Source organism: Hydrotalea sp. GW822-HT8A01 (assembly GCF_058798575.1).
Genome location: NZ_CM179506.1, coordinates 2363121 through 2384120 on the forward strand (window position 1 = coordinate 2363121; position 21000 = coordinate 2384120).

The window sequence follows — 21000 nt, forward strand, 5'->3', positions numbered from 1 at the left end:
TGTAGTGTCTACTACCACAATCACAAGAAAAATTCTATATGTCAAAAAGAGATTATTACGAAATCCTAAGTGTTTCTAAAACTGCTACTGCTGAAGAAATAAAAAAGTCGTACCGCAAAGTAGCAATGCAATACCATCCGGACAGAAATCCTGGCGATAAAGCGGCGGAAGAAAAATTTAAAGAAGCAGCAGAAGCCTATGAAGTGTTAAGTGATCCGGATAAACGTGCCCGCTACGACCGTTATGGCCATCAGGCTTTTGGCCCGGGAAGCAGTGGTTTTGGTGGTGCCCAAAATATGGAAGATATCTTTAGCCATTTTGGCGATATATTTGGAGATGATGTATTTGGCAGTTTTTTTGGCGGCGGAGGTTCCAGACGCGGTAACAGTGGCAGAAGACCAACCGGACAAAGAGGTAGTAATCTTCGGATAAAAATTAAACTAACTTTTGAAGAAATTGCCAAAGGAGTTAATAAACAGGTAAAAGTAAAAAAATACATTGTTTGTTCTACCTGTGGAGGCAATGGTGCAAAAGATAAAAACAGCATACAAACCTGTGGTACTTGTGGTGGCTCCGGACAGGTGCGGAAGGTTACCAATACTTTTTTAGGACAAATGCAAACAGTAACCACCTGCCCTACCTGTAATGGTGAGGGTAGTGCTGTCACCAATAAGTGTACTGCCTGTAAAGGTGAGGGAAGAGTATATGGCGAAGAAACCATTTCAATTGATGTACCTGCCGGCGTGCAGGAAGGTATGCAATTGAGCATGAGTGGAAAGGGCAATGCAGGAGAACGAGGAGGTATGCCTGGCGATTTACTCATTCAGATTGAAGAAGAAGCTCATTCTGATTTACAACGTGATGGGTTAAATGTAGCATTCGATTTGCATATTTCTATTCCGGAAGCCGTTTTTGGTACACAGGTAGAAGTACCTACTATTGATGGAAAAGCTAAAATTAAGATACCGCCCGGTACACAAAGCGGGAAAATATTTCGTTTAAAAGGGAAAGGCTTCCCCGAAGTACAGGGTTATGCTAAAGGTGATCAATTGATTCATGTCAATATCTGGACACCTCAAACAGTTTCGGCGGAAGAAAAGGAAATTTTGGAAAAATTAAGCCATAGCCCCAATTTTAAACCGCAGCCCGGTAAAAATGATAAATCATTTTTTGAAAGAGTAAAAGAAGCATTTCAATAAACTCAAAAGCCCCGAAAGGGGCTTTGGTTTTATAGGTATAATACTGAAAAATAGTTGGTAAAATCGTCTGTAATTCAATACAGAGTTGAGTTATAAGGAAGTTTGGTGAAAATATTTTCGACTAACCAAGTTGCCTTATTTTTTGAAGAATGCCAGTGGTAGAAAAACCTTCAATTATCGGATTAATGACTACACGACCATGATTGGCTAAAACTTCTTTTGCGCCTACAATAGTTTCAATTGTATAATCTCCACCCTTTACCAATACATCCGGTTCCAGTGATTTAATTAATTCTAACGGGGTATCTTCCTCAAAAATAACTACAGCATCCACCATTAATAAAGAGGCAAGTAATAGTACACGGCTATGTTCATGGTTAATTGGGCGCTCTGCACCTTTTAAGCGTTTGGTACTGGCATCACTATTTACACCCACTATCAAAAAATCTGCTTCTTCAGCAGCTTTTGATAGTGAGGCAATATGCCCTTCATGTAAAATATCAAAACAGCCATTGGTAAAAGCAACCGTTTTATTGCGCATTTTCCAGCCTGTTCTAATGGCTTTAAGGGTTGCTAAAGGCATTATTTTTTGTTGAATAGCTTGTGTGTACCGCATACATTTCCTATATAAAAATTCATTCAATTTGTTATGAAGCCTGTGATGTTGGCACCATTCTTTTTTTATTATACCAGGGTAATAATCCCAAACAAACAAATCCCCAAATTAATATAATAATAAATTGTGCAAACCATTGTAATGTTCCATTGGCATAACCAATTCCAAAAGCTATTCCGTTTTTTTCTAAAACCATTGCCATTAAATAAGCATAGGCTCCAATGCCGCCGGGTGTTACAATCATACCAATACTTGCAAAAGCTAATGCAGAAAAAGCTACAGGAATGCCTAAACCGTTGGTACCAACGGTAGCATAAAAACCAACCCAGGTGCCCAACAAGTATAATAACCAAATGCCAAAAGAATAAAAAATGAATAAGCCTTTTTGCTGAATATCTTTAATACTGCTTAATCCTTCCCAAATGCCACGTATAATTTTTTTTAATTGAATTACCAGTTTTAAATGCGCAAAACGGTTAAACCAATGCCTGATGATTACAATGATAATCAGCAAAATACCCATTGCAATGGCCATTTTCCGCACCGAAATTCCTCCCGATTTTGATTGAAAGGTTTCTTTGAATAACTGGATGGCATAGTCGCCTATAATTTCATATTGGGTTAGCAGCGCCAGCAGGAAAACAATTCCAAGCGATAGTACATCAAACGCCCTTTCGGCTACAATAGTGCCAACTAATTTTTCGGCGGGTACTTTTTCATAGCGTGCCAGCAATGTACACTTTAATACTTCACCCAGTCGGGGTACGGCCAAATTTGCCAGATAACCTATCATTACAGCAAAATAAGTATTGATGACAGATGGTTTATAGCCCATGGGTTGCATCAATATTTTCCAGCGCAGCGCTCTGAGAATATGGCTTAATGTAAGTATGAAAAATACCGGAATGAATAGTATATATTTTGCATGGGTTAAAGCGCCGGTAAACTCTCCCCACTGATTAGCAGGTATTTGATGAAGACTCCACCAAACCAAAAATATACCCAGCCCCAGGAAAAAAAGATATTTTACAAATACTTTCAGTTTTCTTTTCATGCAGGAAAATTCTACTGCAATTTACAGAAGCCTGTGTTAATTATAATTTATTTCCCGGTTTTGGAAAAACTACAATTGGTTTAAAAGTTTTGGCAGCGTCAAAATCCATGTGTGCATATGACATGATTACAATAATATCTCCAACAGCAGCTTTTCTAGCAGCCGGCCCGTTTAAACAGACCACGCCTGAACCTCGTTGCCCTTTAATTAAATAGGTTTCTAAACGTTCACCATTATTTACGTTCACCACCTGTATTTTCTCATTTTCAATCATATTGGCAGCATCCATTAAATCTTCATCTAAGGTTAAACTGCCAACATAATTCAAATTTGCCTCGGTAATTACCGCACGGTGAACTTTTGATTTTAATATTTCTATCAGCATAATGGGCGCAAATGTAAAAGATGATAGGATTATAACAAGTTTCCTTTTATTTAGTTAATCATCAAATTGTCAATTAACCGAACGCCTTGTATATATGCGGCTGCCAGTACAATGGTTCGGTTGGCAGGTTTCGTGGTTGATATTGGGGCAAGTGTAGCAGCATCTGCTATGCTAATGTAATCAACTTTTTCAAACCCAGCTTTCAACAGCATTTGGGTTGCCTGTTCCACTAATTCAGCTATTGTAAATTGTTGTATATTAGACTGAATAAATACAAGGCTTTGGTACAGAGCAGCTGCTTTTATCAAATTTTCTGCCGAAAGCCGCCTGTTTCTGGAACTCATGGCCAGTCCGCTTTGTTCACGAATAGTGGGTTGCAGGTGCAATTGTATTTTCAAAAATGCCGGGTTTAATTGTAATAAACGATTTATTACTATGCATTGTTGGTAATCTTTACTTCCCATGTACAGTTGATGCGGCTGAATAATGGTTAATAACCGGTCAACTATTTGACAAACGCCCTGAAAATGGCCTGGACGGTACTTGCCTTCTAAAATGGTTTCTAAGGTTCCTAAAGGGTATGGGGTAATCAGCTTTGGCCCATTGGGGTACATTTCTGAAACTGAAGGCAAAAACAAAACATCACACTGGTGGGTTATTAATAAAGCAATATCGGCTTCAATTGAAATGGGGTATTTTTCAAAATCTTCCGGATTATTGAATTGCGTTGGGTTTACAAAAATGCTGCAAATAGTAAAATTGTTGGCTTGTTTGGCTGCTTCAACCAGCGCAATATGGCCCTTATGCAAAGCCCCCATAGTGGGCACAAACCCAATTGAGGCATTGGCCTTTTTCTGAGATTGAATCATCTCCTGCAGTGCTATAATACTTTTACAAATGACCATATTTTGCCGATATTATTTTCTATAAATATGCTTTTATCACCTATTTGGTGTATTTTAATTAACTTTGCACCCTTATTTTTCGCCTCACTTAAATTGGCTTAGTAGATGTCAAAGAAAAGAATTTTATTTATTGCAACCGAAATGTCGCCTTATTTAGAGTTGACAGAGTTTGCAGAAATTGTAAACAAACTTGCAATAAAGAGCAATGACAGTGGTTTAGAAGTGCGTTGTATTATGCCCCGTTTTGGTGTTATTAATGAACGCCGGCATCGATTACATGAAGTAGTGCGTTTATCGGGAATTAATGTTTCGATTGATGATGATGATTATCCGCTTCAAATTAAGGTAGCTTCTTTACCGAATGCCCGCTTACAGGTTTATTTTTTAGAAAATGAAGATTTCTTTAAACGCAAACAAATTTTTCATGATGATGAAGAAAACTGGTTTGATGATAATGGCTTAAGAAGTATCTTTTTTTGTAAAGGAGCACTTGAAACGGTAAAAAAATTTGGCTGGCCTCCCGATATTATTCATTGCAGCGGCTGGATGACTGGTTTGGTGCCTGCCTATATTAAAACTGCCTACAAACGTGAGGCTGTGTTTAGTAACAGTAAGGTTGTTTTTACCGTAGGGCAAAATACATTTCAGGAAAAATTAAGTGCCGATTTTGTGAAGAAAGCAGTGATTAATGCCAATATTAAAGAGAAAGATTTAGAACTTTTTAAAGACGCTACCAACACTTCTCTTTTCAAAGGTGGTGCGCATTTTGCAGATGCCGTTACAATTGGTGATGATCAATTAGAGAAAAAACTAATGGACGATATCACAAAACTGAAAGGCAAAACCATTGTTCCTTTTAAAGGATGGGATTCTGATTTAACTGAGTATATAGAACTCTATCAGGAATTGTCTAAATAACCGTTGATCAAAAATTATACAGTTGTCTTAGCAACCCATTTATCATTATAACAATACTATTATCTTTGCTTACATTTCAATAAAAACAAATATTCATGTCTTATTTATTTACCTCCGAAAGTGTTTCTGAAGGCCATCCTGATAAAGTTGCCGACCAGATTTCTGATGCATTAATCGATAATTTTCTTGCATTTGATCCACAATCAAAAGTAGCTTGCGAAACTTTGGTAACTACAGGTCAGGTAGTATTGGCAGGTGAAGTTCGTTCGAAAGCTTATTTAGATGTTCAGGAAATTGCACGTGGTGTAATTCGCAAAATTGGATATACCAAAAGTGAATATATGTTTGAAGCACACTCTTGTGGTGTTTTATCTGCCATTCACGAACAATCACCTGATATTAATCAAGGTGTTGACCGTAAGAAAAAAGAAGAACAGGGTGCCGGCGATCAGGGCATGATGTTCGGGTATGCTACCAATGAAACGGATGATTACATGCCACTTACATTAGATTTGGCACAAAAAATATTGATTGAGCTGGCCGCCTTGCGTAGAGAAAACAAACAAATTAAATACCTGCGTCCCGATGCAAAAAGTCAGGTAACATTAGAGTATGATGACAATAATAAACCTGTTAGAATTGATACCATTGTGGTTTCTACACAACACGATGATTTTGATACAGAAGAAAAAATGCAGGCTAAAATCAGGAAAGATATTATTGAAATATTAATTCCGAGAGTAAAATCGAAATATAAGAAGTATGCCAAATTATTCAACAACCAGGTAACATACCATATTAATCCCACCGGAAAATTTGTAATTGGCGGCCCTCATGGCGATACCGGTTTAACCGGAAGAAAAATTATTGTAGATACTTATGGCGGTAAAGGCGCACATGGTGGCGGTGCATTTAGCGGAAAAGATCCTTCTAAAGTAGACCGGTCAGCCGCCTATGCTACCCGTCATATTGCAAAAAATTTAGTAGCTGCAGGTGTTGCCGATGAAATTCTGGTACAGGTTTCTTATGCCATTGGTGTTGCACAACCCACCTCCATTTATGTAAATACATACGGCACAGCTAAAGTGAACATGAGTGATGCTGAAATCAGTAAAATTGTTACTGAAATTTTTGATATGCGTCCTTATTTTATTGAACAACGTTTAAAATTGCGTAATCCAATTTATAGTGAAACGGCAGCATATGGACACATGGGCCGCAAAAATGAAGTGGTAACCAAAGAGTTTAAAACACCCGATGGTAAAGTAAAAAAAGTAAAAGTTGAATTGTTTACCTGGGAAAAATTAGATTATGTTCCAAAAGTGAAAAAAGCTTTTGGCATTAAATAGCTGTAAGTTAATTTTTTATTGAACAAAAAAGGGCTGTCTGAAAAGATGGCCTTTTTTCTGTTCAATGCAGTAGTTTTAACCAAAATAATTTGTATGTCTGCAAACAGGGAAGTCAATCCGTGGATAATTTTAGATGAACAGGAAGTATATCAAAATGCCTGGATACAGCTCAATCATTACAAGGTAATCAACCCATCCGGTAAAGAGGGGATATATGGAAAAGTACATTTTAAAAATAAAGCTGTTGGCGTTATTCCAATAGATGAAACGCTGCATACATATCTGGTAGGCCAATATAGGTTCACCATTCAACAATATAGTTGGGAAATTCCGGAAGGTGGTTGCCCTGAAAATGAAACAGCTTTAAGTGCTGCTAAGCGCGAATTGATGGAAGAAACAGGGTTACAGGCAGAAAAATGGGAATATTTAGGAGCAGCATTTCTTTCCAATTCGGTAACCGATGAAGCGAGTGAATTTTTTGTAGCAACCGGATTATCAAAATATAAATCTGCTCCCGAAGAAACAGAACAGCTGGCAGTAAAAAAAGTAGCACTTCAACAGGCATTTGAAATGGTTGAAAACGGAACTATTACTGATGCATTATCGGTACTGGCTTTGCAGAAACTGCAATTATTGTGGATGCAGGGAAAATGGAAACCAATAATTTTGCAACATGGGTAAATCATCATCAACCTTAATCATTGGGCGGCAACCATTAATTGAAGCTATTGAACAGGGTAGGACAATCGATAAAATACTATTACAAAAAAATGCATCCGGCGAAACTGTGGCTGACATTCGGCAACTATCCAAACAACATCAAATACCCATTCAACTGGTTCCGGTTGAAAAATTAAATTATTTATCCAAAGCCAATCATCAGGGCGTAATTGCTTTTGCAGCTTTGGTGCCTTATATGGATTTACAGGAAGTAATTAACTTTGTGGTGCAACAGGGAACGGTGCCTTTATTTGTAATGTTAGATGGTATTACCGATGTAAGAAATATTGGCGCCATAGCAAGAAGTGCATTGTGTTGTGGTGCGCAGGCTTTGATTCTACCCGATAAAGGAGTAGGCGCCCTCAATGAAGAAGCTTTAAAAAGCAGTGCCGGTGCATTAGAGCAGATACAGGTATGCAGAGTAAACAGTTTGCTGAAAGCTATTGATACACTGCATTTAAATGGTATTCAGGTGTTTACTTCAGAAATGCGTGCCGATAAAAATGTATTTGAATTAAATTTTACCTTACCCACCTGCGTTATAATGGGTGCAGAAGGAAAGGGGGTGCAGGCTTATCTTGCAAAAGCTGCTGATTATTTTTTTAAAATACCTATGGCCGGCAATTTTAATTCATTTAATGTTTCAGTAGCTACAGGTATTATTTTGTATGAAGCACTCAAACAGCGACAGTTTTCATAATATACAATCATTATTTTTTCACTTTAGAATGTGTTTACCATGCCATCTGCTGTTAAAACCATACAATTGATTGAATGTCCGCGAGATGCAATGCAGGGCTGGCCACATCCCATACCTACCGAAAAAAAAATTAACTATATCAACCAACTTTTGCAGGTTGGCTTTCATACCATTGATTTTGGCAGCTTTGTTTCACCCAAAGCCATCCCACAAATGGCAGATACGGTTCAGGTATTGAAGGGGCTTCATTTCAACAATAGCATTACAAAACTATTGGCCATTGTAGCCAATGTAAGAGGTGCTGAAGCAGCGGTTTTGTTTGATGAAATTACTTATCTGGGTTTTCCTTTTTCGGTTTCGCCAACATTCCAAATGCGCAATACCAACAGTACACAGGAAGAAAGTGTGCAAACCATTGAAACCATTCAGGAACTGTGTATCAAAAACAACAAACAGTTGGTGGTGTATTTAAGCATGGGTTTCGGCAATCCCTATGGTGATGTATATAACAGTGAAATATTACTGCAATGGGCCGATGCAATGATACAAAAAGACATTACCATCATCTCACTGGCCGATACGGTTGGACTGGCAGCGCCTATACAAATTAGCGAAGTATTTCAGGCATTAATTCCTGCTTATCCACACATTATTTTTGGTGCACATTTACATGCAAGCCCCGATAATCGTATCGCCAAATTAGCAGCCGCCTATCATGCAGGCTGTATGCGTTTTGATGGCGCTTTACGTGGGTATGGCGGATGCCCCATGGCGCAAAATGAACTGGTCGGGAATATGGATAGCTTATCTATCATAGATTACTTCAGTAAGGAAGGATTGTCGTTTCATTTCAATGCAAATGCGTTAGAAAATAGTGTATTATTAGCGGGTGAAATATTCAGCTAATGTGCTTTTGATGCGTTTTTATTCCATATTAAAAATCTGAACATGAAGTTCCACGCCGAATTCGATATTAAAAAAATAGATGAACCCATTCATCATCGGCATAAAATAATGCTGATAGGTTCTTGTTTTACTGAAAAAATAGGTGAAAAATTAAGTAATAGTGGCTTTTCAGTGCTGCAAAATCCAAATGGAATTCTGTTTAATCCGGTAAGTGTGGCGGAAGCCATTATAAACATTATTCAACACAAAATTTATACAACATCCGATTTGTTTTGTTTTAATGAAACATGGCATAGCTGGCAGTTTCATAGCCGATATTCCGGCATTACTCCGGAAGATGCTGTTCAAAAAATAAATACATCTATTCAAACAGGGCATACCTTTTTAAAGCATGCCGATTATCTTATAATTACATTAGGTTCTGCCTGGGTGTACACATTAACGGAACAGGCTGCCAATGGCAAACCCGGTACCGTTGCCGCCAATAATCATAAAGCACCGGCCGGTTGGTTTCAAAAAAAATTAATGGATACCACACAAATTATTACCGTGTTGGGTACTATGCTGGATAGATTGGGCATTTTTAATCCAAATATAAAAATTATTTTCACCATCAGTCCGGTGCGCCATTTACGCGAAGGTGCTGTTAATAATAATCGCAGCAAAGCAGCTTTAATCAGTGCAGTGCATTACTTAACAGAACAACTCCCCAAATTGTATTATTTTCCTGCCTATGAACTTGTAATAGATGATTTGCGTGATTATCGGTTTTATGCGGAAGATTTGGTACACCCCAACCATACAGCAACAGAATATGTATGGGCTAAATTGATGAATGCATGTATGAATGCAGATACCATTGCATTGATACACAAGATTGATGAAATTAATATTGCACGCAGGCATACACCATTCAATCCTTCATCGGTGCAGCATCAGGCGTTTTTAAAAAAATATGCCGCCCTTACACAATCGTTACTAAACGAGTTTCCATTTCTTCCTTTAGCAGAAACATTGCAATATTTTCAGCAGGGCAGTAAAAATTAAAACTGTGGGCACTCATTTTTTAATGTATTCTGTCGCCTCTTAATGCAGTGCTTTGCATAACGAGCATTTCATGTTCAAGCCATTGTTGCCAACGTTTTTCCACTTTTTCGGGTGTGGTATATTGTTTGGCTAAATCTAAAAACAGTGTATAATGACCTGCCTCACTTGCCATAAAACGACGGTAAAAATTACGCAGGCCTGCATCTTCCAAGCCTTCGCTTAATCTTTTAAAACGTTCGCAACTGCGTGCTTCAATCAATGCCATGGTTAACAGCTTGTCTAATAAACGGCTATCTTCATGGCCTCCTTTTTGTTGAAAGGCTAATAATTGATTTACATAAACGTCTTTCCGTTGGTTACCTAACGGTAAATTTCTTCGTTCTAATTCTTGTAAAACTAATCTGAAATGTCCCCATTCTTCGGTTACTATGGGCGATAAACGGTATACAATTTCTTTTTTTGAAGAATAATGCTGAATGAGTGAAATACAGGAAATGGCTGCTTTTTGCTCGCAATAAGCATGATCGGTTAAAATACCACCGATGCTGATTGCTGCCAGATTTACCCAGCGTGGATCTGTGGCTAAAGGTAAGTTTAAAATTGATTTTACATCTGCAGATAAATTCATAAAAACACTTAAGCACTGCAAAAATATCAATTGCTGCTGTTTAAGTTGCAGGCTGCACAATACAATTGTATTTATGTAGTTTTGAAACATGTACCACGATGAATTTCTTGACGATAAATTGAACGACCGAAAATTGCAAAGAAGCTATCGCTCTTTACAAACATCGGACAATAAAATAGATTTTTTTTCAAACGATTATTTGGGAATAGCCCAACAACGGCTGCTTACATCCGAAGATGTGCATATTTATGCCGCAGGTGCAACAGGTTCCAGATTATTGTCGGGCAATTATGCATTGATTGAAGCGGCAGAAAGCACCATAGCAACATTTCACCAAACACCTGCTGCGCTCATTTTCAATTCGGGTTATGACGCCAATGTAGGTTTGCTTTCTGCCATACCTCAAAAAGGCGATACCATTTTATACGATGCTTTATCACACGCCTCTATACGGGAAGGCCTTCGTTTATCTTTTGCACAAAGTTTTTCATTCCGGCATAATGATCTTATGCATTTGGAAGAAAAGTTAAAACTGGCAAAGGGTCATATTTTTATTGTAACCGAAACGGTTTTTAGTATGGATGGAGACAGGTGTCCGTTGCCTGATTTGGTTTTACTTGCCCAAAAATATGGTGCACACCTTATTGTAGATGAAGCACATGCCACAGGAATAATTGGGAAAAATGGAGCAGGACTTACCCAACACGATCAATTACAGGAAGCTATTTTTGCCCGTATCCATACTTTTGGAAAAGCGGTGGGCTGTCAGGGTGCAGCAGTATTGGGTTCTGAACGATTGAAAGCATATTTAGTTAATTTTTCCAGACCCTTTATTTACACAACAGCACTTCCGCCATTGGCCATTAAAGCAGTAATCAAGTCCTATCAAATATTTCCTGGAATGCACACTGAACGGCAGGTATTACAGCAGCATATTCAACAGTTTCAACAGGCAAAACTTCCATTTCAAAAGTTGATTTCAGATACACCTATTCAGGGTTTGATAATACCCGGCAATGAAAATGTAATTCAGGTAGCTACAACCTTACAAAATAACGGGTTTGCAGTACGGCCTATTCTTTATCCAACAGTGCCCAAAAATGCAGAAAGGCTGCGCATTATTTTGCATGCTTTCAATACCAAAAACGAACTGCAAAATTTATTACACCTGCTCGCTTCCACATAAAATCAACAATTGTTGAAATAAAAAAAATGAATGTATGCAAAAAATTATTATTTTCAATGCTGAATAAAACCTGAAATTGTTTTCAATGATTTTTTTGTTGTACAAGTATTGCTGAAAACAATAGGTTTGAACACTGCCAATACCCTGAACTTTTATAAAACTTGTCTATGAAATATGTTTACATGGGCTTAGCTGCACTGCTCACCATTGCTTTAATTGTAGTACTCAATATTCAGTTGCCGGTTGGTAATTCAAAAACACCAAGACTAGGTTATTTTTTATCTCCTCAACAAGGATTTTGGCAAAATGCAGAACCTGATAATACTGATTTTGGTGGAGAAATTGTTTTAAGTGGATTAAAAGGCAAAGCAGATGTTTATTTTGACAATCGTTTAGTACCTCATATTTATGCCGGCAATGATGCAGATGCATATTTTTTGCAAGGCTATTTGCATGCGAAGTTTCGTTTGTTTCAAATGGAATTTGAGACCAACGTGGCCGGAGGAAGATTAAGCGAATTAATTGGAAAAGACGGGCTGGCAATTGATAAATATTTCAGGAGATTAGGAATGGTATATGCTGCCGAAAATTCGTTAAAAGTTATGGAAGCAGACCCGGCAGTAAAATCAGCCATGGATGCTTATACAGCAGGTGTAAATGCCTATATAGCTCATTTAAAACCCAATCAAATTCCTTTAGAATTTAAATTGTTAAATGCTACACCTGAACCCTGGACCAATTTGCGTTCGGCATTGTTTTTAAAATTTATGTCGTATGATTTAACCGGGCAGGGCGACGATGATTTATTAATGACCAATACCAAAAACCTGTTAGGATACATTATGTTTCAAAAATTATTTCCCGACAGGGCCGATTCATTAGATCCTATTTTACCTATTGGTACCACTTTTGAAAAACCTTCTATTGTACCCAAAATACCTGTGAATGTAGATTCTGTGTACTACGGAATTTCCGGGGGCACCTCCACTGCCATTCCACCTGTTATCCCCAATAAAAATAATGGCAGCAATAACTGGGCAGTTAGTGGCAGTAAAACAAAAAGTGGAAGGCCTATTTTGTGTAACGACCCACATTTGGGTTTAAATCTTCCTTCTCTTTGGTATGAAGTGCAAATTAGCACCCCAACACAAAATACGTATGGTGCAACATTTCCTGGTGCACCTTGTGTAATTATAGGGTTTAATGACAGTTGTGCCTGGGGGGTAACCAATGCAGGCAGAGATGTGAAAGATTTTTATGAAATGCAGTTTAAAGACAGCACCATGCAAGAGTATTGGTTCAATAACGCATGGGAAAAAGCTGAGATACGGAAAGAGGTGATTAAAGTAAAAGATGGTCCCGATGATGTGGAAACATTAGCCATGACTGTATTTGGACCGGTAATGTATGATAAAAATTATCAGAGTAAAAATAAAGATGGCCGTTACTATGCCGTACGTTGGAAAGCGCATGATGGTAGTAATGAATTGGCTACTTTTTATTATTTAAACAGAGCTAAAAACTATACCGATTACAGCAATGCCGTTAATTATTTTGAATGTCCAGGGCAAAATTTTGTATTTGCCTGTATAAATGGAGATATTGCCATTAAGCAGCAGGGAGCTTTTGTAGCCAAGTGGAAACACCAGGGCGAGTTTGTGATGCCGGGTACAGATAGCGCTTATATGTGGCAGGGAATTATACCCAATAAAGAAAACCCGCTGATGTATAACCCGGCACGTGGTTTTGTAAGCAGCGCCAATCAAATGGTTGTAGATACAACTTATCCATATTATTTAGGCAGATCTGGAAATTTCCCTATTTACAGAGGGCTCATCATCAATCGGTTTTTAGCAGGTATGAATAATATTACACCCGAAGATATGATGAAAATGCAAACCAATAATTACAATGTATTTGCCGAAATGGCCAGACCCGCATTGTTTAAATATTTAGATGAAACCGCATTAAGCCCAACAGAAAAGCGTTATATGGATAAATTGAAAGAATGGAATTTGGTAAGTGATTATGATGCAACAGCTCCTACTATTTTTGAATGTTTTTGGGATAGTGTTTTTGTAGATATTTATGCTGATGAATTGAACAGTACCGGCTTGCCGTACATGTGGCCGGAGCAAGCAACCTTAGTGGAGGCAATGATTAAAGACACGAATTACCTGTTTGCTGATGATATTAGAACAAAAGATGTGAAAGAAAATATGCCCACCATTGTACAAAATGCATGTAAACAGGCCTGTGCAGCACTAGAAAATTTAGAAAAAATGGGTAAGTTAAACTGGGGAAAATATAAGGACACCTACATTGGTCATTTATTAAAAATTCCTGCACTGAGCAGGTTGCATGTGCCAATAGGAGGTGGAACAAACATTATTAATGCCACCACATCCAATCATGGGCCCAGTTGGCGAATGATTGTACAATTAACGGATAAAACAGAAGCTTATGGAGTTTATCCTGGCGGGCAAAGTGGTAATCCGGGCAGTAAATATTATGATAATTTTATTGATACATGGGCAGCCGGTAAATATTATCCGCTATTGTTTTTAACGAAAAGTATGGCTGCAACAAGTGCTGATATGAAATGGCATTTGGAAGTGAAAAATGGATAAAACATCTGTTGGAGGATAACTTTGCATTATTCAATTGCTAAAAAAAACATTTATAAAATTAAAAATATGAAGTTTGTAATATCTGTTATCATCACTGCTTTTTTAAGTTACTCATTTGGGTTATATGCAGTATTCCCCTGGTATAGTTTTGCTATCTGTGCATTGGCAGTTGCATTGGCCATACATCAAAAACCATATAAAGCATTTTTGTCGGGATTTATTGCTTTATTTTTATTGTGGGGAATCATGGCATTGTTAATGGACAATGCCAATCACCATATTCTTTCGCAAAAAGTAGCCCAAATATTACCATTGAGAGGTTCTTCCATGGCAATTATATTGCTAACTGCATTCATAGGCGGATTGGTAGCTGGAATGGCTGCATTAACCGGCAGTTTAATCAGAAAAAGGTCAAATTGATTGGTTTAAAAAGAAAGGCCTTTTTTGTTACAATCATAAAATAAGTATTTTCGCACCGATATTTTGCCCACCCTGCAAGTGGGTCCATATTTAATCATGGAACTTTTGCCTTTGCGTAAAAAGTCTGAAATGTAATTTCTTTATGGCATTGTTACACAATCGTATTAATAATGAGGAGTTGAAAAAGCGCCTCATGGAAGAAAAAGAACCCCGCATTACTGTAAGTTTCTATCAGTATTTTGAAGTATCCAATCCACTGGCTTTTCGAGATTACCTGTATAAGCATTTGCATGCGCTGAAAGTGTTTGGCAGAATTTATATTGCCAAAGAAGGTATTAATGCACAAGCCAGTGTGCCCGAATCTAATTTTGAAGCATTCAAAACATTTTTATACAGTATTGAACCTTTAAATGGCTTACGAATTAATATTGCCGTGGATGATGATGGGAAAAGTTTTTGGGTATTAAAAGTTAAGGTGCGTGAAAAAATAGTGGCAGACGGTATTAATGATCCCGATTTTAATATGTATCAAAAAGGGAAGTATGTAGACGCCATTACCATGAACCGGTTACTGACTGACCCCAATACCATTGTAATTGATATGCGTAACCATTACGAATATGAAGTGGGCCATTTTGTAAAAGCATTAGAAGTGCCTTCAGATACTTTTCGCGAACAATTGCCCATGGCAGTGGAAATGATGAAAGGTAATGAAGACAAAAACATCATCATGTATTGTACAGGTGGTATTCGTTGTGAAAAAGCCAGTGCATATATGTTGCATAAGGGCTTTAAAAATGTATATCATTTGGAAGGTGGAATTATTAATTATGCCCGCCAGACCCAACAATTGGGGTTAGAAAGTTATTTTAAAGGTAAAAACTTTGTGTTCGATAACAGGCTGGGTGAAAGAATTACACCCGATGTAATTGCGCATTGCCACCAATGCGGAAACCCCTGCGATACCCATACCAACTGTAAAAATGATGGTTGCCACCTTTTGTTTATACAGTGCGATGAATGTGCCACAAAATACAATGGTTGTTGCAGTGAGGCCTGTGCAGAAACCATTCATTTACCTGTTGAAAGGCAAAAGCAAATTAGAAAGGGAATAGATAAAGGTCAAAATATATTCCACAAATCTAAAGCCCGTTTAAGGCCCAGATTGAATGAAATAAATGGCGTTTAGTGATAAACGCCTAATATTTTTAATGCTTCCATTGTTTTTTCAAAAGTAATTTCATCAGAAAGAGATTGTGGAACAAATTTTTCTCCAATCAGTTTTTCGTATAATTCAATATATCGGTTTGATATGGTTTGAATCCATTCATCCGTCATTTCCGGAACAACTTCTCCTGCTTTCCCCATGAAATGATGGGTAATTAACCATTCTCTTACAAATTCTTTACTCAATTGTTTTTGTTTTTCGCCTTTTTGCTGGCGCTCCTCAAATCCTTCTGCATAAAAATATCTTGAACTATCTGGTGTATGAATTTCATCCATTAAATAAATTTCATCTCCAATTTTCCCAAACTCATATTTGGTATCTACTAAAATCAGCCCCCGTTGTGCAGCCAGTTGTTTTCCCCTTTCAAAAAGCGCTAATGCGCATGTTTCTAATTGTGCCCAATCTTTTTCACTGGCCAGTCCGCCTGCAATTATGGCTTCTTTTGCAATATCTTCATCATGCCCTTCTGCAGCTTTGGTAGAGGGTGTTATAATGGGTGACGGAAAAAAATCATTTTCCTGCATCCCCTCGGGTAATGCCACACCGCATAATGTTCTTTTGCCCGATTGATAGGTACGCCAGGCATGTCCGGTTAAATTACCCCTTATCACCATTTCTATTTTAAACGGTTCGCATTTTTTTCCAATACTTACATTAGGCGCAGGTACACTTAATAACCAGTTTTTGCAAATATCTTGGGTAGCCTGCAACATATAAGCAGCAATCTGATTCAGTACCTGACCTTTAAATGGAATGGGCTTGGGTAGTATTACATCAAAAGCCGAAATTCGGTTACTGGCCACCATTACCAGTATATCTTGGCCAATACTATATACATCTCTTACTTTACCCTTGTAAAAATTGGTTTGTTGGGGAAATTGATACATTGCCATGCATCAAAAATACTCTTGCAAAATAATATACAGGCGCTTTTTTCGTTTTTTTTCTTTCGGATAATTTTTTTGAACGATTACATAAAAGTATTTTTCAAGTATTTTTTAATATTTTTTTTATTCAGCCAACTATTTTCTAAATTGCTGTTAAACAAAAACTGCCGTATGAGAAAATTAATGTTAATGGTTTCTTTTTGCATTACTGTTTCATTGTTTTATGTAACAGCCCATGCACAAGAAGCTACCACTGTTAGTGGCGTTATTAAAAATGCAAGTAACAATGAAACTGTATCATCTGTTTCAGTAACTATTAAGGGAGGTTCAACTGGTGCCTATACCGATGAAAAAGGTTATTTTAAATTTACTACCGCACAAAAACCGCCATTTACATTGGTTATCTCTTCTGTTGGTTTCTCTAATAAAGAAGTAACATTTAACGGAACACCTATTGAAGTGAGCCTTCAGCCACACTATATTTTAGGTGATGAAGTGGTAGTAGCTGCCTCTCGTGTTCCTGAAAAAATTATTGAATCGCCGGTAACTATTGAAAGGGTAAGTGCTGCTACCATTCGTTCTGCTCCTTCTTCTAACTATTATGATATTATCGGAACTTTAAATGGGGTAGATGTGGTAGCTTCCAGTTTAACATTTAAATCGGTAGGTACCCGTGGATTCAATGTTAATGGAAATTTAAGATTGAATCAAATTGTGGATGGTATGGATAACCAGGCCCCTGGCTTAAATTTTCCGGTAGGTGGTGTAATTGGATTAACTGAATTAGATGTAGAAAGTATAGAACTGTTGCCAGGTGCTTCTTCTGCATTGTATGGCCCCGGTGGTATGAATGGAACTGTTTTAATTAATAGTAAAGATCCATTCAAATATCAAGGATTAAGTTTTCAAATTAAACAGGGTGTAAACCATGTAGATAATTACCAACGCAATGCTGCTCCATTTTATGACTGGAGTGTACGTTGGGCCAAAAAAGTATCAGACAAGTTTGCTTTTAAAATAGCTTCACAATATGTACAGGCACAAGACTGGCTGGCCAATGATAAAAGAGATTATTCTCGTACTACCGGAACGCCCAATGGGCAAGTAATACCGGGTACCAGAGATTCTGACCCTGCTTATGATGGTGTAAATGTATATGGTGATGAAACAAACTTAGTAAGTGCTGGCGGTATTACTTTTAATTCGCTGGCGCAACAGGTAGGGCAGGGATTTATTGCTCAGGGTGTTCCCAGTTCAATCATTAATGGTATTGTTTCAACTATTCCGGCCAATCAGAATATATCCAGAACCGGATTTGATGAAAAATATGTGATTGCACCTACTACCTACAACTTTAAAATTTCAGGTGAAGCGGTTTATAAAATCAGTAGCCGAACTGATTTAATTTTTGATGGCAACTGGGGCACAGGTAGTACTGTGTATACGGGTTCTGACCGTTATGCACTGAAAAATTTAAAAATGGGTCAGTATAAAATTGAATTGAAAAACAAAAACTGGTTTTTAAGAGCTTATACTACGCAGGAAAATGCCGGTGATTCTTACAATTCAACCATTGCTGCCCGTTTGTTTAATGAGGCTTTATTACCCAGCGGTGGTGCCACCGGCTGGTTTTCCCAGTATACGCAGAATTATATTAAATCGCGTTTACCTGCTTCATTAGGTGGCGCTGGTTTAAGCGATGCTGCTGCTGAAGTGTATGCCCGTTCTGCTACCGACGCTGCTTCAGGAAGGCCGAACGGCGCTATTTATAATAACCCCTTGTTTCAAAAAATTGTACAAACCCCTATTTCTAAAGGTGGTGCACTTTTCGTAGATAAAACTGCATTGTATATGATAGAAGGTCAATACAATTTATCCCCTGCATTAGGGTTAGAAAAAACTAAAACCGATTTATTGATAGGCGGCAATTGGAAACAATATGCATTAAACTCACAGGGAACTTTGTTTGCAGATACTGCAGGTAAAATTTATATAAATGAAGTGGGAGCCTATGCTCAACTTTCGCAGCAATTATTTAATGATGTTTTAAAATTAACCGCTTCCGGCAGGTACGATAAAAATTCAAATTTTGATGGAAAGTTTACCCCTCGTTTTTCAGCAGTGGTAAAATTAGCTAAAAACCATAACCTGCGTTTTTCTTATCAAAACGCCTATCGTTTCCCTTCTACACAAAATCAATGGATTAACTTATTGGTGAGTGGCGGAATTCGTTTAATGGGCGGCTTGCCACAATTACGTAATTACTACAATTTTAATAATAATCCTTCTTACACTTTGGCCAGTGTGCAGGCATTTGGAGCATCGGTACTCAATGGCAGTCCTAATCCCGGTTTGTTGCAAGTGCAAAACTTCGGCAAATTTAAACCTGAGTCTTCCAACTCATTCGAAGTGGGTTATAAAGGTCTGATTGCCCAAAAATTGTTGATTGATGTATATGCTTACTGGGCAAATTATAAAGACTTTTTGGGTGGCGTTACTGTTGTTCAATCGCAAAATGGTTCGCCCTTGGGCTTGTTGGGCTTAAATCCAAATGGTTCATCCGGCAATGCGGCTGCTACAAGAACCATTTACAGCATTTCAGTAAATACACCGGGTAATGTAAATACCAACGGATGGGGTGCCTCTGTTCAATATTTATTACCCAGAAATTTTGCATTGAATGCCAATGTATACTCTGACCAAATAGGCAGTCTGCCTTCAGGTTTTGTTTCTTATTTCAATACGCCTAAAATCAGAACCAATATCGGTTTCAGTAATTCAGGATTTTTATTAGATAATCGTTTGGGCTTTAGTTTAATGTATCGTTATCAGGATAGTTTTTATTATGAAGGAACTTTTGGAACCGGTAATGTACCTTCTTTTGCAACCATTGATGGCGTAATTACCTTTAAATTGCCTGCTACCAAGTCAATGATTAAAATTGGTGGTACCAATTTATTAAACCATTACTATACCAATGGCTTTGGTAATGCACAGATTGGTGGTTTGTATTATGTAAGTTATGGGTATAATGTGTTTTAAAAATTACAACCCTGTTTTTAAAGCTCTTCGGTTGCTTCCGAAGAGCTTTTTTTATTACAGAACCGCTGTTTTTGGTTTTATACATGATAATCTTCTATTTTTGCTGCTCAATTTACTAATCGATATAAATTATGCGATCAATTGCTTTTAGAGAGGCACTCAGAGAGGCCATGCAGGAAGAAATGAGAAGAGATGAAAGGGTTTTTTTAATGGGTGAAGAAGTTGCTGAATACAATGGTGCTTATAAAGTTAGTCAGGGTATGCTGGCTGAATTTGGCGCTAAGCGTGTCATTGATACGCCGATTTCCGAATTAGGTTTTGCCGGTGTAGCAGTTGGTGCTGCACAGAACGGTTTAAGGCCGATTGTTGAATTCATGACTTGGAATTTTGCAGTGTTACCATTAGACCAAATTTTAAATACAGCTTCTAAAATGCTGGCTATGAGTGGTGGACAAATTGCCTGCCCCATCGTTTTCAGAGGGCCTAATGGCAGTGCCGGACAATTAGGAGCGCAACACTCCACCGCTTTTGAAAGTTTATATGCCAATATACCGGGTATTAAAGTGGTATCTCCCTCAAATGGCTATGATGCTAAAGGGTTACTGAAACAAGCCATTCGTTACGAAGAAGATCCGGTTATGTTTATGGAAAGTGAAGTAATGTATGGAGATAAATCTGAAGTGCCTGATGAAGAATATTATATTCCATTAGGAAAGGCAGACATAAAAAAAGCAGGAAGCGATATTACCATTGTTTCTTTCAACAAAATGATGAAAGTTGCATTGGGCGCAGCCGCAGAATTGGAAAAAGAAGGGATAAACGCTGAAGTGATTGATTTAAGAACCATACGCCCCTTAGACTGGCATACTATTTTAGAAAGTGTTAAAAAAACCAATCGGTTATTGATTGTAGAAGAACAATGGCCCTTTGCATCAGTAAGTTCTGAAATTACGTATCGTATACAAAAAGAAGGATTTGATTATTTAGATGCACCCATTCGCCGCATTACCAGTGCCGATGCACCCATGCACTATGCACCTAATTTAGCAGCTTTAGCTATTCCCGATGTGGAAAGAACTGTAAAACTGGCTAAAGAAGTGATGTATATGAAAAAATAAAGAAATAATTGTGTTAATGGTTATACTATTTAATCCCGAAACTCACCTTTCGGGATTTTTTT

At 37.7% G+C, this 21000-nt stretch carries 19 protein-coding genes; 13 read left to right on the forward strand and 6 right to left on the reverse strand.

What is annotated here, in order from left to right; all coding sequences use genetic code 11:
• Positions 1-38 precede the first annotated feature (38 nt).
• A complete protein-coding gene (dnaJ, locus tag AC3QLY_RS10435) occupies positions 39-1199 on the forward strand; it encodes a molecular chaperone DnaJ (protein WP_074419953.1) in 1161 nt (386 codons plus the stop codon).
• Between the two features lie 121 nt (positions 1200-1320).
• Here dnaJ and rfaE2 read toward each other — a convergent pair whose 3' ends face one another.
• Genes rfaE2 through panC form a run of 4 tightly spaced genes read right to left on the reverse strand, consistent with a single transcriptional unit; the run spans position 1321 to position 4159 of the window.
• Entirely contained in the window at positions 1321-1815 is a 495-nt protein-coding gene (rfaE2, locus tag AC3QLY_RS10440; RefSeq protein ID WP_081301280.1) for a D-glycero-beta-D-manno-heptose 1-phosphate adenylyltransferase, read from the reverse strand.
• 31 nt (positions 1816-1846) lie between these two features.
• On the reverse strand, positions 1847-2869 hold the full coding sequence (locus tag AC3QLY_RS10445; RefSeq protein WP_068246550.1) for a lysylphosphatidylglycerol synthase transmembrane domain-containing protein: 1023 nt from the start codon (positions 2867-2869) through the stop codon (positions 1847-1849).
• Positions 2870-2909: 40 nt separating this feature from the next.
• The gene (gene panD, locus AC3QLY_RS10450; protein ID WP_068246547.1) at positions 2910-3254 is read right to left on the reverse strand and encodes an aspartate 1-decarboxylase; all 345 of its coding nucleotides are present in this window, start codon (positions 3252-3254) and stop codon (positions 2910-2912) included.
• Between the two features lie 50 nt (positions 3255-3304).
• Positions 3305-4159, reverse strand: a complete 855-nt coding sequence (gene panC, locus AC3QLY_RS10455; protein ID WP_074419954.1) for a pantoate--beta-alanine ligase — start codon at positions 4157-4159, stop codon at positions 3305-3307.
• Positions 4160-4264: 105 nt separating this feature from the next.
• On the opposite strand from panC, the gene AC3QLY_RS10460 reads away from it, so the two are divergent.
• From AC3QLY_RS10460 to AC3QLY_RS10485, 6 genes are all read left to right on the forward strand, one after another.
• Positions 4265-5077 carry a glycogen/starch synthase gene (locus tag AC3QLY_RS10460; RefSeq protein ID WP_074419955.1) on the forward strand — a complete coding sequence of 271 codons (813 nt, stop codon included), beginning with the start codon at positions 4265-4267 and terminating at the stop codon, positions 5075-5077.
• Positions 5078-5172: 95 nt separating this feature from the next.
• A complete protein-coding gene (metK, locus tag AC3QLY_RS10465) occupies positions 5173-6426 on the forward strand; it encodes a methionine adenosyltransferase (protein WP_074419956.1) in 1254 nt (417 codons plus the stop codon).
• A gap of 93 nt (positions 6427-6519) precedes the next feature.
• The gene (locus tag AC3QLY_RS10470; protein WP_074419965.1) at positions 6520-7107 is read left to right on the forward strand and encodes an NUDIX domain-containing protein; all 588 of its coding nucleotides are present in this window, start codon (positions 6520-6522) and stop codon (positions 7105-7107) included.
• Positions 7100-7846 carry a 23S rRNA (guanosine(2251)-2'-O)-methyltransferase RlmB gene (gene rlmB / locus AC3QLY_RS10475; protein ID WP_074419957.1) on the forward strand — a complete coding sequence of 249 codons (747 nt, stop codon included), beginning with the start codon at positions 7100-7102 and terminating at the stop codon, positions 7844-7846. The genes AC3QLY_RS10470 and rlmB overlap by 8 nt, the downstream gene beginning before the upstream one ends.
• A 39-nt stretch (positions 7847-7885) precedes the next feature.
• On the forward strand, positions 7886-8752 hold the full coding sequence (locus tag AC3QLY_RS10480; protein WP_074419958.1) for a hydroxymethylglutaryl-CoA lyase-like TIM-barrel protein: 867 nt from the start codon (positions 7886-7888) through the stop codon (positions 8750-8752).
• A gap of 42 nt (positions 8753-8794) precedes the next feature.
• A complete protein-coding gene (locus AC3QLY_RS10485) occupies positions 8795-9799 on the forward strand; it encodes a GSCFA domain-containing protein (protein ID WP_074419959.1) in 1005 nt (334 codons plus the stop codon).
• A gap of 19 nt (positions 9800-9818) precedes the next feature.
• Here AC3QLY_RS10485 and AC3QLY_RS10490 read toward each other — a convergent pair whose 3' ends face one another.
• Positions 9819-10427, reverse strand: coding sequence for a MiaE family protein (locus AC3QLY_RS10490; RefSeq protein WP_074419966.1), 609 nt, complete (start codon positions 10425-10427; stop codon positions 9819-9821).
• Positions 10428-10515: 88 nt separating this feature from the next.
• Between AC3QLY_RS10490 and AC3QLY_RS10495 the strand changes: the two genes are divergently transcribed.
• The 4 genes from AC3QLY_RS10495 to trhO all read left to right on the forward strand — a co-directional run bounded on the left by AC3QLY_RS10495 (position 10516) and on the right by trhO (position 15852).
• Positions 10516-11613, forward strand: a complete 1098-nt coding sequence (locus AC3QLY_RS10495; protein ID WP_492989727.1) for an aminotransferase class I/II-fold pyridoxal phosphate-dependent enzyme — start codon at positions 10516-10518, stop codon at positions 11611-11613.
• 167 nt (positions 11614-11780) lie between these two features.
• A complete protein-coding gene (locus AC3QLY_RS10500) occupies positions 11781-14243 on the forward strand; it encodes a penicillin acylase family protein (protein ID WP_492989728.1) in 2463 nt (820 codons plus the stop codon).
• Between the two features lie 66 nt (positions 14244-14309).
• A complete protein-coding gene (locus tag AC3QLY_RS10505; protein WP_492989729.1) occupies positions 14310-14663 on the forward strand; it encodes a hypothetical protein in 354 nt (117 codons plus the stop codon).
• A 142-nt stretch (positions 14664-14805) separates the two neighbouring features.
• Positions 14806-15852 (forward strand): oxygen-dependent tRNA uridine(34) hydroxylase TrhO, encoded by a 1047-nt coding sequence (gene trhO / locus AC3QLY_RS10510; RefSeq protein ID WP_492989730.1) that lies wholly within the window; start codon positions 14806-14808, stop codon positions 15850-15852.
• Here trhO and AC3QLY_RS10515 read toward each other — a convergent pair.
• On the reverse strand, positions 15849-16784 hold the full coding sequence (locus AC3QLY_RS10515) for a phosphoribosylaminoimidazolesuccinocarboxamide synthase (RefSeq protein WP_492989731.1): 936 nt from the start codon (positions 16782-16784) through the stop codon (positions 15849-15851). The genes trhO and AC3QLY_RS10515 overlap by 4 nt on opposite strands.
• 165 nt (positions 16785-16949) lie before the next feature.
• Between AC3QLY_RS10515 and AC3QLY_RS10520 the strand changes: the two genes are divergently transcribed.
• Together AC3QLY_RS10520 and AC3QLY_RS10525 are read left to right on the forward strand one after the other, a co-directional pair.
• Positions 16950-19820, forward strand: coding sequence for a TonB-dependent receptor (locus AC3QLY_RS10520; protein ID WP_287100958.1), 2871 nt, complete (start codon positions 16950-16952; stop codon positions 19818-19820).
• A gap of 131 nt (positions 19821-19951) precedes the next feature.
• On the forward strand, positions 19952-20938 hold the full coding sequence (locus AC3QLY_RS10525; RefSeq protein ID WP_068246497.1) for a pyruvate dehydrogenase complex E1 component subunit beta: 987 nt from the start codon (positions 19952-19954) through the stop codon (positions 20936-20938).
• The last annotated feature ends 62 nt before the right edge of the window (positions 20939-21000 follow it).

Bases quoted from the DNA above. Each gene is read 5' to 3' on its own strand.
- dnaJ (WP_074419953.1), top strand. From the start codon at position 39: ATGTCAAAAAGAGATTATTACGAAATCCTAAGTGTTTCTAAAACTGCT.
- rfaE2 (WP_081301280.1), bottom strand. From the start codon at position 1,815: ATGCGGTACACACAAGCTATTCAACAAAAAATAATGCCTTTAGCAACC.
- AC3QLY_RS10445 (WP_068246550.1), bottom strand. From the start codon at position 2,869: ATGAAAAGAAAACTGAAAGTATTTGTAAAATATCTTTTTTTCCTGGGG.
- panD (WP_068246547.1), bottom strand. From the start codon at position 3,254: ATGCTGATAGAAATATTAAAATCAAAAGTTCACCGTGCGGTAATTACC.
- panC (WP_074419954.1), bottom strand. From the start codon at position 4,159: ATGGTCATTTGTAAAAGTATTATAGCACTGCAGGAGATGATTCAATCT.
- AC3QLY_RS10460 (WP_074419955.1), top strand. From the start codon at position 4,265: ATGTCAAAGAAAAGAATTTTATTTATTGCAACCGAAATGTCGCCTTAT.
- metK (WP_074419956.1), top strand. From the start codon at position 5,173: ATGTCTTATTTATTTACCTCCGAAAGTGTTTCTGAAGGCCATCCTGAT.
- AC3QLY_RS10470 (WP_074419965.1), top strand. From the start codon at position 6,520: ATGTCTGCAAACAGGGAAGTCAATCCGTGGATAATTTTAGATGAACAG.
- rlmB (WP_074419957.1), top strand. From the start codon at position 7,100: ATGGGTAAATCATCATCAACCTTAATCATTGGGCGGCAACCATTAATT.
- AC3QLY_RS10480 (WP_074419958.1), top strand. From the start codon at position 7,886: ATGCCATCTGCTGTTAAAACCATACAATTGATTGAATGTCCGCGAGAT.
- AC3QLY_RS10485 (WP_074419959.1), top strand. From the start codon at position 8,795: ATGAAGTTCCACGCCGAATTCGATATTAAAAAAATAGATGAACCCATT.
- AC3QLY_RS10490 (WP_074419966.1), bottom strand. From the start codon at position 10,427: ATGAATTTATCTGCAGATGTAAAATCAATTTTAAACTTACCTTTAGCC.
- AC3QLY_RS10495 (WP_492989727.1), top strand. From the start codon at position 10,516: ATGTACCACGATGAATTTCTTGACGATAAATTGAACGACCGAAAATTG.
- AC3QLY_RS10500 (WP_492989728.1), top strand. From the start codon at position 11,781: ATGAAATATGTTTACATGGGCTTAGCTGCACTGCTCACCATTGCTTTA.
- AC3QLY_RS10505 (WP_492989729.1), top strand. From the start codon at position 14,310: ATGAAGTTTGTAATATCTGTTATCATCACTGCTTTTTTAAGTTACTCA.
- trhO (WP_492989730.1), top strand. From the start codon at position 14,806: ATGGCATTGTTACACAATCGTATTAATAATGAGGAGTTGAAAAAGCGC.
- AC3QLY_RS10515 (WP_492989731.1), bottom strand. From the start codon at position 16,784: ATGGCAATGTATCAATTTCCCCAACAAACCAATTTTTACAAGGGTAAA.
- AC3QLY_RS10520 (WP_287100958.1), top strand. From the start codon at position 16,950: ATGAGAAAATTAATGTTAATGGTTTCTTTTTGCATTACTGTTTCATTG.
- AC3QLY_RS10525 (WP_068246497.1), top strand. From the start codon at position 19,952: ATGCGATCAATTGCTTTTAGAGAGGCACTCAGAGAGGCCATGCAGGAA.